This is a genomic window from Brevundimonas alba (assembly GCF_011927945.1).
Classification (GTDB): domain Bacteria; phylum Pseudomonadota; class Alphaproteobacteria; order Caulobacterales; family Caulobacteraceae; genus Brevundimonas; species Brevundimonas alba.
In genome coordinates this window covers 865,214-878,433 of the sequence record NZ_JAATJM010000001.1, presented here as the reverse complement: position 1 = coordinate 878,433, position 13,220 = coordinate 865,214, and the positions used below count along the sequence as shown (strand labels likewise).

Annotated in this window: 14 protein-coding genes; 5 read left to right on the top strand and 9 right to left on the bottom strand. The window is 69.7% G+C overall.

The window, feature by feature from the left end; all coding sequences use genetic code 11:
• Nucleotides 1-17 precede the first annotated feature (17 nt).
• The 3 genes from GGQ87_RS04330 to rplS all read left to right on the top strand — a co-directional run bounded on the left by GGQ87_RS04330 (nt 18) and on the right by rplS (nt 3,149).
• On the top strand, nt 18-1,859 hold the full coding sequence (locus tag GGQ87_RS04330; protein WP_168045462.1) for a DUF885 domain-containing protein: 1,842 nt from the start codon (nt 18-20) through the stop codon (nt 1,857-1,859).
• 101 nt (nt 1,860-1,960) lie between these two features.
• The gene (trmD, locus tag GGQ87_RS04325) at nt 1,961-2,719 is read left to right on the top strand and encodes a tRNA (guanosine(37)-N1)-methyltransferase TrmD (RefSeq protein ID WP_168047313.1); all 759 of its coding nucleotides are present in this window, start codon (nt 1,961-1,963) and stop codon (nt 2,717-2,719) included.
• Nucleotide 2,720: 1 nt separating this feature from the next.
• Nucleotides 2,721-3,149: a 50S ribosomal protein L19 gene (gene rplS / locus GGQ87_RS04320; RefSeq protein ID WP_168045461.1), complete on the top strand. Its 429-nt coding sequence runs from the start codon at nt 2,721-2,723 to the stop codon at nt 3,147-3,149.
• Nucleotides 3,150-3,216: 67 nt separating this feature from the next.
• Here the strand turns inward: rplS and GGQ87_RS04315 are convergent, their stop codons facing one another.
• The 7 genes from GGQ87_RS04315 to GGQ87_RS04285 all read right to left on the bottom strand — a co-directional run bounded on the left by GGQ87_RS04315 (nt 3,217) and on the right by GGQ87_RS04285 (nt 9,276).
• On the bottom strand, nt 3,217-3,702 hold the full coding sequence (locus GGQ87_RS04315; RefSeq protein WP_168045460.1) for a PA2169 family four-helix-bundle protein: 486 nt from the start codon (nt 3,700-3,702) through the stop codon (nt 3,217-3,219).
• A gap of 60 nt (nt 3,703-3,762) precedes the next feature.
• Nucleotides 3,763-4,248 carry a hypothetical protein gene (locus GGQ87_RS04310; protein ID WP_168045459.1) on the bottom strand — a complete coding sequence of 162 codons (486 nt, stop codon included), beginning with the start codon at nt 4,246-4,248 and terminating at the stop codon, nt 3,763-3,765.
• An 11-nt stretch (nt 4,249-4,259) separates the two neighbouring features.
• Nucleotides 4,260-5,072, bottom strand: a complete 813-nt coding sequence (locus tag GGQ87_RS04305; protein WP_168045458.1) for a tryptophan 2,3-dioxygenase — start codon at nt 5,070-5,072, stop codon at nt 4,260-4,262.
• A gap of 31 nt (nt 5,073-5,103) precedes the next feature.
• Nucleotides 5,104-5,376, bottom strand: coding sequence for a hypothetical protein (locus tag GGQ87_RS04300; RefSeq protein ID WP_168045457.1), 273 nt, complete (start codon nt 5,374-5,376; stop codon nt 5,104-5,106).
• A 27-nt stretch (nt 5,377-5,403) separates the two neighbouring features.
• Nucleotides 5,404-5,790: a YdbL family probable chaperone protein gene (locus GGQ87_RS04295; RefSeq protein WP_245161412.1), complete on the bottom strand. Its 387-nt coding sequence runs from the start codon at nt 5,788-5,790 to the stop codon at nt 5,404-5,406.
• Nucleotides 5,790-5,978 (bottom strand): YnbE family lipoprotein, encoded by a 189-nt coding sequence (locus tag GGQ87_RS04290; RefSeq protein ID WP_168045456.1) that lies wholly within the window; start codon nt 5,976-5,978, stop codon nt 5,790-5,792. Before GGQ87_RS04290 ends, GGQ87_RS04295 begins: the two co-directional genes overlap by 1 nt.
• Nucleotides 5,979-6,057: 79 nt before the next feature.
• Nucleotides 6,058-9,276: an intermembrane phospholipid transport protein YdbH family protein gene (locus tag GGQ87_RS04285; protein ID WP_168045455.1), complete on the bottom strand. Its 3,219-nt coding sequence runs from the start codon at nt 9,274-9,276 to the stop codon at nt 6,058-6,060.
• Between the two features lie 368 nt (nt 9,277-9,644).
• On the opposite strand from GGQ87_RS04285, the gene GGQ87_RS04280 reads away from it, so the two are divergent.
• On the top strand, nt 9,645-11,003 hold the full coding sequence (locus GGQ87_RS04280) for a M23 family metallopeptidase (RefSeq protein WP_168045454.1): 1,359 nt from the start codon (nt 9,645-9,647) through the stop codon (nt 11,001-11,003).
• A gap of 9 nt (nt 11,004-11,012) precedes the next feature.
• Here GGQ87_RS04280 and GGQ87_RS04275 read toward each other — a convergent pair whose 3' ends face one another.
• A complete protein-coding gene (locus GGQ87_RS04275) occupies nt 11,013-11,660 on the bottom strand; it encodes a glutathione S-transferase family protein (protein WP_168045453.1) in 648 nt (215 codons plus the stop codon).
• A 47-nt stretch (nt 11,661-11,707) separates the two neighbouring features.
• On the opposite strand from GGQ87_RS04275, the gene GGQ87_RS04270 reads away from it, so the two are divergent.
• Nucleotides 11,708-12,601 carry an alpha/beta fold hydrolase gene (locus tag GGQ87_RS04270; RefSeq protein ID WP_168045452.1) on the top strand — a complete coding sequence of 298 codons (894 nt, stop codon included), beginning with the start codon at nt 11,708-11,710 and terminating at the stop codon, nt 12,599-12,601.
• A 67-nt stretch (nt 12,602-12,668) separates the two neighbouring features.
• On the opposite strand, the gene GGQ87_RS04265 is transcribed toward GGQ87_RS04270, so the two are convergent.
• Nucleotides 12,669-13,214 carry a DUF6622 family protein gene (locus tag GGQ87_RS04265; RefSeq protein WP_168045451.1) on the bottom strand — a complete coding sequence of 182 codons (546 nt, stop codon included), beginning with the start codon at nt 13,212-13,214 and terminating at the stop codon, nt 12,669-12,671.
• Between the last annotated feature and the right edge of the window lie 6 nt (nt 13,215-13,220).

Here is a 13,220-nt window from a genome sequence, read left to right as displayed (position 1 = left end):
TTTTCGGGAGGGTTTCCATGCGTCGTCTGCTTGTTTCCACCGTCTGCGCCGTTGCCGTGTTGGCGGGGGCCCCTGTCGCGGTTCTGGCGCAGGAGACGGCGCCCGCGGCGGCCGCGGCGCAGAGCGAGGATGCGCGGCTGGCGGCGTTCTTCGAGCAGGCGTTCCAGGAGCGGATCGCCCTGTCGCCGCAGACGATGACGTCGCTGGGGATCAAGCGCGACTACGGCAAGCTGGACGACAACACCGACGCGGCGTCGGAACGGGGGCTGGCGCTGATGGAGCGGCAGGTCGCGCAGCTGAACGACCAGTTCAATCCGCAGGCGCTAAGCGCCGAGAGCCGGATGTCGTGGCGGCTGTTCGAATACGGCGTCGAGCAGGCGCGGTTGGGCGATCGCTGGCGCGACTGGGGCTATCAGTTCGCGGCGAACGGCAATCCGACGACGGGCCTCCCCGTGTTCATGATCAACAACCACCGGATCGACAGCGTCGCCGACGCCGAAGCCTATGTCTCGCGTCTGAAGGACTCGGAGCGGGTCATGGGCGAGATCGCGGCCGAGCTGCGCCAGCGGGCGGCGGCGGGGGTGATCTCGCCGAATTTCGTGTTCGAACCGTCGATCGCCAACACCCGCAACATCATCACCGGCGCGCCGTTCGACGACGGAGCCGACAATCCGGTGTGGGCGGACTTCCAGAAGAAGGTGGCCGCGCTGACGGTGGATCAGGCCGAGAAGGACCGGTTGCTGGCGGACGGCCGGGCGGCGCTGACCGGAGAGTGGAAGCGCGGTTACGAGCATGTGCTGACGGCTCTGGCGGAGGTGCAGCAGCAGGCGGCGGCCATGCCGGACCGGGACGGCGGCGTGTGGCGGCTGCCGCAGGGCGAGGCCTATTACAACGCCCGGCTCCAGCTCTCGACCACGACGGACCTGACCGCGGACCAGATTCACCAGATCGGGCTGAACGAGGTCGCACGGCTGCAGGGCGAGATGCAGACGATCATGGACCAGGTCGGGTTCGAGGGATCGCTGCAGGAGATGTTCGCCTTCCTGAAGACCGACCCGCGCTTCCAGTATCCGAACACGCCGGAAGGCAAGGAGCAGTATCTGACCGACAGCCGGGCCTTCATCGCCCAGGTGATGGCGGCGGCGCCGCAATGGTTCAGCGACCTGCCCGAGGCGGCGCTGGAGGTGCGCGCGGTGGAGGCCTGGCGCGAGGCGACGGCCTCGATCGCCTTCTACAACGCCCCGGCCCCGGACGGTTCGCGGCCGGGCATCTACTACGTCAACCTGTCGGACATGACCCAGGTGCTGAAGCCCCAGATCGAGGGCATCAGCTATCACGAGGGCGCGCCGGGGCATCACTTCCAGATCGCCTATGCGCAGGAGATGCAGGGCCTGCCGTCGTTCCGCCGCTTCGGCGGCTATGGCGCCTACGCCGAGGGCTGGGGCCTGTACGCCGAGCGGCTGGGCAAGGAGATGGGCTTCTATCAGGACCCGTATTCGGACTTCGGCCGGCTTTCGACCGAGCTGTGGCGGGCGGTGCGGCTGGTGACGGACACGGGGCTGCACGCCAAGCGCTGGAGCCGCGAGGACGCTATCGAGTATTTCCGGGCCAATTCACTGCTGAGCGAGCGCGACATCGTCAAGGAGGTGGAGCGCTACATCACCAGCCCGGGCCAGGCGACCAGCTACAAGATCGGCGAGCTGAAGATCATGGAGCTGAGGCAGAAGGCGCAGGCGGCGCTGGGCGACCGGTTCGACATCCGCGACTTCCACGCGGTGGTGCTGGGGTCGGGCTCGGTGCCGCTGGATGTGCTGGCGGATCAGGTGGACGCGTGGATCGCGGCGGGCGGCGGGCGCTAGCGCTCGCGATGCGGTCGCTCGCTGCCAGAGCGCAGGTTGCGCGCTACCGCTCACCCCGCGGCGGCTCGCTGCCTGAGCGTGATTGCGCTATGAGCCGCGCGATGACCGCGCCGCCCTTCACCGCCACCGTCCTGACCATGTTTCCGGAAGCCTTTCCGGGGCCGCTCGGCGTGTCTCTGATCGGCACCGCGTGGCGCGAGCGCGGGCTCTGGAGCCTCGAAACCCTTGACATTCGGGGCTTCAGCGAGGATAGGCGCGGCTTCCTGGACGACACCCCCGCGGGTGGCGGCCCGGGAGCCGTGCTCAAGGCGGACGTGGTGGCGAGGGCGCTCGACAGCGTATCCGGACCGGCGCGGCCGCTTTTGTACATGAGCGCCCGGGGTCGGCCCCTGACCCAGGCGCGCGTCAAGGAATGGGCGAAGGCGGACGGGATCACCGTCCTCTGCGGCCGGTTCGAGGGGGTGGACCAGCGGGTGCTCGACGCGCGCGGGTTCGAGGAAGTCTCCGTCGGAGACGCGGTGCTCGCCGGTGGCGAGGCGGCGGCGATGGTGGTGATCGAGGCGTGCGTTCGATTGATCCCCGGAGTGCTGGGTCAGGCCGAAAGCCTGAGTTCGGAGAGCTTCGAGGACGGTCTTCTGGAGCATCCGCAGTACACGCGACCGCGGACGTTCGAGGGGCTGGAGATTCCCGAGGTGCTTCTGTCGGGCGACCACAAGAAGGTCGCACAATGGCGCGAAGAGCAACGGGAGAAGACGACGCGGGAACGGCGGCCAGACCTCTGGGCGGCGCATCTGCAAAAGACCGCGGGGCATGACCCCGCCAAATCACAGGTAAAGAGCGCAAAAGCTCGAGGAGAATGACATGAACATCCTGCAGACGATCGCAGCCGAAGAAAAAGCCCGCCTGATCGAGAAACGCTCGATCCCCGACTTCCAGCCCGGCGACACGCTGCGGGTCATGGTCAAGATCAAGGAAGGCGAGCGCGAACGCATCCAGGCCTTCGAGGGCGTCTGCATCGCCCGCGCCGGCGGCGGCGTGAACGAGAATTTCACCGTGCGGAAGATTTCGTTCGGCGAGGGCGTGGAGCGGGTCTTCCCGATCCTGTCCCCGAACATCGACGCGATCGAGGTCAAGCGTCGCGGCGTCGTGCGGCGCGCCAAGCTCTATTACCTGCGTGATCGTCGCGGCAAGTCGGCCCGGATCGCCGAGAAGCAGACGGTCCGCGCGCCCAAGGGCGTCGTGGTGCCGGAAACCGGCAAGGCCGAAGGTCCGGCTGACACCGAAGCGTAAATCGCTTCACACGAACGATATGAAGAGGCCTCGGTGGAAACGCCGGGGCCTTTTTCGTGCGCCCCGTCTAGTGCGGGAACAGGCGGTTGCCGGCGTCGCGCTGGCCTTCGAGGCTGTGGCGCAGGTCGTGGAGCTCGTCGCGGCCCTCACTGACGCGGCCGAAGGCGCGGCGGATGGTTTCGCGGGTGGTGGCCGAGATGCGGCTGTCTTCCAGCGCCTTTTCAAAACGGTCGCGGACGGCGTCCTCGGCGGTCTCGACCGCGCCGATCATGCTGGCCTCGTCACGCATCAGGGCATGGCGGGCGTCCGCGAAGGCCCGCTGGGCCTTGGCGAGGATCGAGCCGTCGGAAGCGGCGTCGCCGCCCAGGCCGCGGACGGAGGACTGGAGTTCGTCAGCGACCTGACGACGCTCGAAACTGCGGCGCTCGAACAGCGCGCGATGGCCCGGATCGCCGCTCTCGGTCGCGGCGGCGCGATAGCCGTCGGCGCTGTCGAGCGTGGTCTGGATCAGGCCGTTCAGAACCTGGATGTCGTGGCGATTGGCATTGGACATGGCGAGATTTCCGCGTGTTCTCTGTCGCTTAACTGCGCCGTGGCCGTGTTGGTTGCCTGATCAGGGCGTCTGCAACCCCCGGCAGCGTTGGGTGAAGGCGGGCAGGTCCGACGGCTGCCCCGCCTGAAGCGGACCGATGGACTGGGCGCCATAGACAGCCCGCACAGGCTCCCCGCGAGCGAGACGGTCGAGGAGATCGGCTTCCAGCGGGCCGCCGCCGGTCACGCCCGGACCGGACGCCTCCAGATCGGCGGCGTGGGCGAAAGCCTCGTCGCCAACGCCGAGGGTCAGGCGGTCCTCGCTGCCGATGGACCGGAAGCCGGGAACGGTGATGCGAAAGGCCGGCGCGTCTTCACGGCAGGCGAGCTGAAGGCGTTCCACGCCGCCGGCGTCCACGAAGCCCATGCTGACGGGCGCGGCCGGCGGCTCGACGAGAGGCGGCTTCGACGGAATGGGCAGGGGTTCGACGGGAGCGGTCGGCGCCGGAGCGTCCGGCTGATTGCAGGCCGCGAGGGCCAGCAGGGCGGTCAGCAGGTAGGTTCGCATACAGAGCTCCTTCAGAGCTTGGTGCGCAGCGACCACAATTCGGGGAAACAGCGACGCTGCAGGGTCTCGGTCAGATAGGCGACGCCCTCGGTGCCGCCGGTGCCGCGGCGGCGGCCAATGATGCGCTCGACGGTGACGACATGCTTGTGTCGCCAGGTCAGCAGGGCGTCGTCGAGATCAACCAGCTTTTCAGCCAGCTGGTAGAAGGGCCACCAGCGCGTGGTGTCGCGATAGACTTCGAGCCATGCGGTTTCGACACCTTCGGAGGGCTCCCACGCCGTGCTGACGTCGCGGTTCAGCACCTCGGCCGGAACCGGCAGGCCGGCGGCGGCGAGCTGGGCCAGGGCGTCGTCGTAGAGGCTGGGCGCGGCGAGGGCCGACTTCAGCGCCGCATGGGCCTCGGGCCGCTCCTCGTGGAACCGCAGGAAGCGCTCGTCCTTGAGGCCCAGCATGTATTCGAAGCGGCGGAACTGGTCGCTCTGGAAGCCGGAGGAGGAGCCGAGCACCCCCCGGAAACGCAGGTAGTCGGCCGGCGTCATGGTGGCGAGGATGTCCCAGCTCATGGTCATCACCGCCTGGATGCGGCTGACGCGGGCGAGGCTCTTGTAGGCGGGGACGAGGTCGCCGGCGCGGACCAGCTCCTGAGCCTGCGCCACCTCGTGCAGGATCTGCTTGAGCCACAGCTCCTTGGTCTGGTGAATGATGACGAACAGCATCTCGTCGTGTTCGTCCGACAGCGGATGCTGGGCGGCGAGCAGATCGTCGAGCGCGAGATAGCCGGCGTAGGTGATCCCGGACGGGCTCTGGTCGGATGCGTCGGTCATGGACGACCTATCGCGCGGGCGGCGGACGCGCTCAAGGCTTGTCGTCTTCGTCCCGTCCCGGATCGAAGCGGTTGTCGACCCGGTCGTCCCAGCCCTCTCGGTCCGACTTGAAGGCCAGCGCCATCAGCACCCAGGCGAGGCAGACCGTGCCGAAGACGCCGATCAGAAGGGCGATCCAGCCATGCAGCGGCAGGTCGCCGCCGCCGATCGCGGCCCACAGCACGCTGATGACCACGGTCGCGCCTGCCGCAATGGCGGCGGCGACGAGCAGGCTGCCGATCAGGCGGAAGGGCCGGCCAGCCATGGCGGCGGGATCAGCCGCGCCGCCGGCCTAGCGCTGGACCCACTGGCCCTGGGTATTGCGATACCACTGGCCGCTCTGGATGCGCGGCATGACGATGGTCTGGAAGGCGCGGGCGCCGGCGGCCTCGGTGGTCGCGCCGTCGCCGGCGGCCTGGGCGCTTCGGGCGTAGCCTTCGCGGCGGGCGTTGTTGGTGACGGTCACCGCCTGGGTCAGGGCCGGGTCGGACGAGCCCTGGCGGAAGCCGAGGAAGCCGTCGGCCTGTTCGCCCACGGTCCCCTGCGCCTTGGCGGCGTCGATCAGGGCCTTCTGCTGCGAGGTCTGGGCGAAGGCGGCGCCGGCCGCGACGCCGAGGGCGGCCACGGCGGCGGCGATGACGAAGAGCTTGCGGAACGACATCGGAAGCGGCTTTCGCATCAGAACAGGTTGGGGTTCTCGACGAGGAGGTCCTGAAGCTCCTTGTCGAGACGGACGCGGATATCCGCGTCCAGCTTGGCGTAGATCTGGATCGGGTCGACCTGCAGCCGAACCGTGGGCGTGCAGGCGGCGGCGCCGGTGGCGGCGATGAAGCCGATCAGGGCGAGACGTGCGCGCGTCCGGGTCATGGCAGGGTCTCCGGTATTGATCCGCCGCGATCTAACGCCGGACAGGGTGAACGGGTTCTGAACGGCCAAGCCGGCATGATCATGGCGTGGGGACGGGTTCGGCGGGAGGCGGGGCGGCGGCCGCGGCCGAAGGCGCGCCGTTGCGGGCGCGGTTCAGCTCCAGCAAGTCGCCGACCAGCTGGTTCAGGTTGAGGGTCGTGTCGAGCGTCAGGTCGATGCCTGTGCCTGAGGGCAGGGGCAGTTCGCGATTGAGGAATTCGCGGCTGATGAATTCGGCGATGCCGATGCGCAGCTCCTGGTGCACCGGGGGATCGTGGCGGCCGCGGATGTGGAACAGGACGCCGATGCGGCCCGCGTCGAGGCTGTTCACCTCGGCGGAGAGGATGTCGAACGACAGGTTTTCCATCGCCTGATAGGCCAGATCCTGCACGGTGTTGGGCGGCACGCCCTCGCCGCCGCCGCCCGCCTCGAGCCCGACCAGGGCCTCGCGCTGAATCGACAGGCGGCCCGGCTGGACGGCGGCGAGGGAGCCGCCGGCGATGCGGATGCCGTCGACCGGGTCGGAGGTGAACGGGAGGCGGCCGGAAACGACGGCGTCGAGCGCCACCTTGTCCCCGAAGCCCGAGCCGGCGATCACCTCACCGAGCTGGACATTCTCCAGCACGATGACGCCGCCGAACGGCTGGCTGCGGTCCAGCGGCAGGGCGAAAGGCTCGATCCGGATGGTCCCTCCGGCGACCTTGAGCTCGCCGCCCTCGACGGTGATGGCGGCCTTGTCGAGGCCGAAGGTCAGGGTGACGTCGGTCAGGGGGGTGACGGACTCCAGGCGGTCGGCGGTAACGCGCTGGCCCGGGGCGGTGACGAGCGGGGCGAGGCTGATGAAGTCGACTATTCCCTTCAGACCTTTCACCGGCCCGGCGGGGCTGACGAAGTCGAGGCCGGGGATGGTCAGGCGGCCGGAGCTGGAGCCCTCGGCGTCCTCTAGCCAGTCGATCCGTCCCTGGAAGGCGACGGAGCCGGTAGCGGGCGATCCGACGAAATCCCCGGCGAGCGGGCTGAGGTCGGACGGCTGCAGGCCGCCCTCGGCGAAGACGACGGACGGGGCGTCTATGGTCAGGCCGCCGGACCCCGAGGCTCCGTCGTGAGCCAGGTTCAGCCGTCCGAGGGCGACGCCTTCGCGGGCCAAGTCGAAGGCGCCGGTCCAGTTCTCGTTCGCGAGGCGGGCTGAGCCGGAGGCCTGCAGCGGGTTGAAGCGCAGCGGCTCCGTGGCGTCGACGACGGACGCGCTGTCGATCCGGGTATCGAGGCCGACGCCCCGCGGGCCACCTGTGGCGGTGAAGCGGCCCTTGGCGTCGCGGAAATGCAGGGCGAGGAAGGGGGCTGAGGCATCGACGCCAGCCAGCGCGCCTTCGGCCCGCCAGCCGCCATCGGCGATGGTGACGAGGGGGCGGCCGGACGGGCAGGCGCGGCCGGAGATGTCGACGACGTCGTTCTCGCCGAGTTCAAGTCGCTCCACGGTGACCGGAACGCAGTCCGCCGCGACATAGGTGATCCGGCCGTTCGCCGAGGTGAGGCGACCGCGGGTGCGGAGCTGGATGCCTCGCGCGAGGTCGAAGTCCAGGGCGGCGCGGCCGTCGAGTTGGGCCGTGAACCCGCTGTCTGTCAGCCGCCAGGCCGGAATGTCGAAAACGGCCTCGGGCAGGCCCTTGCCGCGTGTGGCGGTGAGCGAGAGGGCGCCGCCTCCGGCCTGTCCCGGCGCGGCGGCGAAGATCGGGCTGCGGGCCGGGCGCAGGGTGAGGACGCCGCCGTTGGCCGGGCGCAGGGTGGCGGGGCGGCTGAGCGAGACGCGCGTTCCGGCGCCGCCGACCGCGACCGAGAAGGCGGGGACGTCGACGGCGAAGTCGCCGAGCGCCCGCTTCATCTCCCGCAGGTCGTCGCCGTCGTCCCGGGCGGCGGGGCCGAACAGGGGCCAGGCGCCGTGGGCCGCCCTCAGCCCGCCTGACAGGTCGAGGCGCAGACCCGCGTCCGAGACCAGTTGGAGATCGGCCGCGCCGCGTGCGCCGGACAGGGACAGGTCGTCCCACGCCAGGCGGTCTGCCGCGAGGGCGAGGGGGCCGCTGACCTCGAAGGCGCCGTTCCGGCCGCCGGCGGTCAGGGCTCGGGAGGTCAGGGTGACGACTGAGCCGTCCAGCCCGGCGCCCGAGGCGCGCGCCGCGGAGACCCTGCCGGGGCCATCGATACGCCAGCTGAGGCCGCGGTCATCCCGGGCGAGGGTGGCGCGGGCGTCGTTCCAGCGGACGGCGGCGGCGCTGGCGGACAGGTCGGGGCCCTGCAGGCGGGCGGCGCGGAGGTCGGCGTCGGCCGCGCCCTGAATGCGGAAGGTTTCGATCCAGCCGGAGGTCTGGCCGTCGAAGGTCAGCCGGGCGACGGCGTCCTGGGCGGAAACGTCTCCGGCGGTCAGGCGGGTGGCGACGAGGCCGAGATCGAGCCGGGCGCGGCCGTCGCCCCGGCGCTGCTTCAGATCGGGATAGGGCAGGTCGCCCGTGATCGTCAGGCGGACGCCGGCGCCCGAGAGGCCCGGGAAGGCCGCCTGATCGGCGGAGGCCGTGGCGCGGAGGGTCGAACGGTCCACGACGGTGTCGACGGTGACCGTGGCGGCGAGGCCGCGGGCCTCGATGTCACCGCTCTTCAGGTTCGAGGCGGGCATTCGGGCCGCCAGCCGGATCAGCTTGCCGTCGTCGATGCGGGCGTCGCCGAGGATGGCGACCGGGCCGTAGTCGGTGTCGAGCCGGACGCGGCCCTGTTCTACCAGCACCAGCGGCCCCCGGCTGTCGGGGCGCGGGGGACGGCCCGTGAATTTCTCGACCAGCGGATCGAGCGAGCCGAGCGAGAATTCGCCGTCCCGGAACGAGGCGCGGAGCACCGGCCGGACAAGCCGGATGCGGCTGGGGGTGACGCCCAGGCCGGCTTTGGACCAGGGCGCGCCGATGGCGTAGTCCACCTCGACCCGCTCGACCACGGCGTCCGGGTTGCGAGGATCTCCGATGCGGATGCTGGCGACGATGTTGTCGAGTTCGACGCGCTCGATATCGACGTCGGCGGGGATGCCCTGCCGCTCGAGCCAGCCCACCAGCACCTGACGCGTGGCGGCCCGCCGATTGAGATAGAGCAGGCCGACCAGCACCAGCAGGACGCAGACCAGCGCGCCCACGATGATCAGGAAGCGGCGTCCGGTGCGGCCTCCACGCCGCCGGGGCGCCGGGGTGGGGGCCGACGCCGGGGAGACGGCGTCCGTCATGCCTTGACCCGAACGATGAACAAACAGGGCTCCTGAAACAGCACAGCGGGCGTGACTATGGAAACACAGTAGAGTGGCGCATGAGCCACTTTGAATGCAGTGGCGGCCAGATCAAGGCAGGCAGGCAAGTTGACCCCGAATACCTTGCTCAAACGTCGCCAATACACTGTTGGCTCCCGTCGATAAGCTGACGCATCACGCAGGCTTTACCGCCCTCAATGGCTCCGGTTAACGGTCTGTAACGAACTGACTTCCCATGATGGGACGGACGGGCTATAGGGCCTGTCTCGCGCCGGGGGCTTCTTCAGGCGCGATCCTTGCTTCTTAGTGGCTTGGGCGCCAGTGGGCGTCGCAGTTTTCGGGGACCGATGGCTCAGTTCGATCCACGTCGCCAACCGATGCGTCTCGCGCCTCATGCCCTTACGGCGGTCGCGGCTCTCTCGGTGGCCCTCCTTGCCGGACGTGTATACCAGCCCGCGAAGGCTGAAGAAGTTCCCGCACTGACTCCCGCCCAGATGGCCGTCATCGAGGCCCAGGCCTTCGCCGCCGCCGGCACGCCCATGGGGCTGACCGCGCCGGAAGCCATTCCCGTCCAGATTCGCCGCGGCGAAACCTTCGAACAGGCCATGCGCCGCACCGGCATCGCTCCGGAGGAAGCCTCAGCGGTGGCCGCGACCCTGTCCAACGCCATGGACATGAGCGAAATTCGCGCCGGTCTGCGGTTCGAGACCGCCATCGCCAAGCCGCGCGGCGGCCGGGGCGATCCGCGCCTGATCGGCCTGACCATGCGCACGGGCCCGGCCAGCCAGGTCACCGTGTCGCGCACCTTCGACGGCGCCCTGCGCCTGCGTGCGCTCGAGGAAAAGGTCACCCACGAGACGGTGGTCCTGAACGGTAAGGTCGAGGGCTCGCTGGCGGCGTCGGCCCAGCGCGAGGGCGTTCCCTCCGCCGTCCGCCGCAAGGCCGGTCAGCTGTTCTCCCACAAGTTCGACATGGACCGGGACATCCGCGCCACGGACGAGTTCACCTATGTCTATGGACGGACCGTCACCGAGAACGGCCGCACCATTGGCACCGACGGCCTGCTCTACGCCGAGCTGAAGGGCGTGGCCTTCTACCGCTTCCAGCCTGCCGGCGCGAAGGAAGCCCAGTATTTCGACGCCACTGGAAAGAACACACGCTCGGCCTTCATGCGTACGCCGCTGGAGCGGGGCTTCCGCGTCTCGTCCACCTTCGGCTTCCGTCGGCACCCGATCGCCGGCTATCGCAAGATGCACCAGGGCATCGACTTCGCGGCCGGGACCGGCACGCCGGTCGTGGCCCCCGCCGACGGCGTGGTCGTCGAGGCGCGGCGCTGGGGCGGCTACGGCAACTGGCTCCGCATCCGTCACCCGAACGGCCTCGAGACCGGCTATGGCCACCTGTCGCGTTACGCCGGGGGCATTCGCGCCGGCCAGCGAGTTCGTCAGGGACAGGTCGTGGCCTTCGTCGGTTCGACCGGCGCCTCGACCGGCCCGCACCTGCACTATGAAATCTGGCAGGGCGGCCGGCGGATCAATCCGGCCGGCGTGCGCACGACCGAGGGCACTGTCCTCGCCGGCGCCGATCTGGCCGCCTTCCGCGCCGAAAAGACCCGGATCGACCGGATCATCGCGGCCGGTGGCGAGCGCCGTCCGCAGGTCCAGCGCGCCAGCCTCGACGGCGCCCTGCGCCCCGCCCAAGGCTAAAGCCGAGCCTCAACTTCCCGCCTGCGCCGCCACGATCAGGGCGTCGTCGATGCCACGCGCCCGGACAGCGGCCTCGCGCGCGGACAGACGCTCCGCATAGGCCTTGAACGCGTCTCGCTCGGGCAGGGATTTGAACTGCAGGCCCCAGACGATCTGGCTGCCGACATAGACGTCCGCGGCCGAGAACCGGTCGCCCAGCAGCCAGGGGCCGTCCGAGACGGCGCTTTCCAAGGCGTCGACGACCTGATCGAAGGTGCCATAGCCCGCCATGCCCGCCTTCTCCGCAGGCGCGAGCAAGTCCAGCGCCTTGGCCGTGACAGCCGCCTCGACCGGGCCGGCGGCGAAGAACAGCCAACGCAGGTACGTCCCGCGAGCCGGGTCGTCGAACGCCGGCGCCAGCCCCGCCTCCGGGAAGGCGTCGGCCAGCCAGGCGCAGATGGCCGCGCATTCCGTGACCGTGACGCCGCGCCAGGTGACGGCGGGCACCTTGCCCATCGGATTCACCGCCAGATACTCGGGCGACTTCATAGTCGTGCCAAAATCCAGCACCACGGTGCGGTAGGGCCGGCCGAGCTCCTCCAGCATCCAGCGCGCGATCCGGCCGCGCGACATGGGGTTGGTGTAGAAGACGATTTCGTCGTCTGACGGCTGGATCATCTGGACCTCCCTCGTGTTCTGCGAGGGCAATCTAGACCGACGGTGCGATGGAACAAAGACGAAACATCCTCAAGGGTCTGATCGGCGGCGCGGCGCTGTGGATGGCGGGCGGGGCGCCGGCGCTGGCGCGGCTGCCGTTCCAGTCCAACCGGATCACGGTGGAGGCACGCGGGAGCGGCCCCGATCTGGTGCTGATCCCAGGGCTGGCCTCGACCTCGGCCGTGTGGAGCCGGACGGCGGCGCGGCTGGGGGAGGGCCGGCGGCTGCATCTGGTGTCAGTGCGGGGCTTCGGCGATCTGGCGGCGGGCGCCAACGCCGGGGGGGCGATCATGGGCGCGGTGGCGGCAGAGCTGCGCCGCTACATCGCTGAGGCCGGACTGCAGCGGCCCGCGGTGATCGGCCATTCGATGGGCGGGCAGGTCGGGATACGTCTCGCCGCGGACGCGCGAGACCGCATCGGCCGACTGATGACGGTCGACGCCTCGCCCTTCTTCCCCGCCCTGATCAGTCCGGGCGCCACGGTCGGCGATGTCGAGCCGATCGCCCAGCTGGCCTACCAAGCGGTGCAGTTCCTCGGCGACGAAGGATTGCGCGACCGCGGCCGCGCGATGGGGCTCGAACTGGGCGGCGCGGCGGATGCGGTGTTCGGATCCATGGGCTGGCAGGGCGGCGACCGGCGGGTTCTGGCGCAGGCGCTCTATGAGGTGATGACCGTCGATCTGCGCCACCGGCTGCCTGACATCACTGCGCCCGTGACGGTGGTCTACGGCTGGAGCGCGGACGAGGCCTCTCCGCGCAGCCGGGCGGACAGCCTCTTCCGGGGCGCCTACGCCAACCTGCCCCGCCCGGCCACCTTCGAGCGGATCGAAGGCGCCGAGCACATGGTCATGATCGACCAGCCGACGCGGTTCCTCGCGGCCGTGGAGCGGTTCCTGGCCTGAGTCGTCGGTCCCGGAATCCGCCGAACTCCCGGCAGGTCGAACAGCCGCGCCGCGTGCGCGCCCCGGCCTAGCTCGAAGTGGCGAGCGGGGCTGGCCTTCCCAGCACAGCGAACCTCAGATCCCCTGTTGTCCGGCCGGCCATGAACCCGGAAAGGACAAGCGCCAGGGCGGCGGCGAGCGTTGCTCTCTCCGGGAAGAAGCCTGCCCAGACCTCAAGACCGTATCGTACGCCGAAGATGACGAGATAGACACTCAATGGCCCGATCGAGCCCGGACGGACGACGCGGTGTTCATCAAGCCAGGTGCTTGGCGGCGGCCCGACAAGCCTGAATGACAGCAGCCCGACCGCGATGCAGGCGGCCCAGCAGGCCAACGCGACCCCCAGCCCAAGGGCCTGGCCAAAGCGTATGGCGCCGACGAAACTCCAGCTGAGAAAAATCGCCGGGGTGGCCACCAACCCCCAAATCGACGTCGCGCGTGTCCGCAATCGGCGGATGCCGAGCAAGCAAAGTAGAGCAAGAACCAGCCATGCCCAGACTGGCGTATGGCTGATCACAATCCGGATGTAGATCAAGATGCTCTGCATCGGCCCTCCCCAGAGGACGATACCCATCAAACC

Excerpts from the sequence above, each read along its gene's own strand:
- GGQ87_RS04295 (WP_245161412.1), bottom strand. The coding sequence starts at position 5,790 with ATGCGAAAGCCGCTTCCGATGTCGTTCCGCAAGCTCTTCGTCATCGCC.
- GGQ87_RS04290 (WP_168045456.1), bottom strand. The coding sequence starts at position 5,978 with ATGACCCGGACGCGCGCACGTCTCGCCCTGATCGGCTTCATCGCCGCC.
- GGQ87_RS04275 (WP_168045453.1), bottom strand. The coding sequence starts at position 11,660 with ATGATCCAGCCGTCAGACGACGAAATCGTCTTCTACACCAACCCCATG.
- GGQ87_RS04330 (WP_168045462.1), top strand. The coding sequence starts at position 18 with ATGCGTCGTCTGCTTGTTTCCACCGTCTGCGCCGTTGCCGTGTTGGCG.
- GGQ87_RS04285 (WP_168045455.1), bottom strand. The coding sequence starts at position 9,276 with ATGACGGACGCCGTCTCCCCGGCGTCGGCCCCCACCCCGGCGCCCCGG.
- GGQ87_RS04305 (WP_168045458.1), bottom strand. The coding sequence starts at position 5,072 with ATGACCGACGCATCCGACCAGAGCCCGTCCGGGATCACCTACGCCGGC.
- GGQ87_RS04270 (WP_168045452.1), top strand. The coding sequence starts at position 11,708 with ATGGAACAAAGACGAAACATCCTCAAGGGTCTGATCGGCGGCGCGGCG.
- GGQ87_RS04315 (WP_168045460.1), bottom strand. The coding sequence starts at position 3,702 with ATGTCCAATGCCAATCGCCACGACATCCAGGTTCTGAACGGCCTGATC.
- rplS (WP_168045461.1), top strand. The coding sequence starts at position 2,721 with ATGAACATCCTGCAGACGATCGCAGCCGAAGAAAAAGCCCGCCTGATC.
- GGQ87_RS04300 (WP_168045457.1), bottom strand. The coding sequence starts at position 5,376 with ATGGCTGGCCGGCCCTTCCGCCTGATCGGCAGCCTGCTCGTCGCCGCC.
- trmD (WP_168047313.1), top strand. The coding sequence starts at position 1,961 with ATGACCGCGCCGCCCTTCACCGCCACCGTCCTGACCATGTTTCCGGAA.
- GGQ87_RS04310 (WP_168045459.1), bottom strand. The coding sequence starts at position 4,248 with ATGCGAACCTACCTGCTGACCGCCCTGCTGGCCCTCGCGGCCTGCAAT.
- GGQ87_RS04280 (WP_168045454.1), top strand. The coding sequence starts at position 9,645 with ATGGCTCAGTTCGATCCACGTCGCCAACCGATGCGTCTCGCGCCTCAT.
- GGQ87_RS04265 (WP_168045451.1), bottom strand. The coding sequence starts at position 13,214 with ATGGGTATCGTCCTCTGGGGAGGGCCGATGCAGAGCATCTTGATCTAC.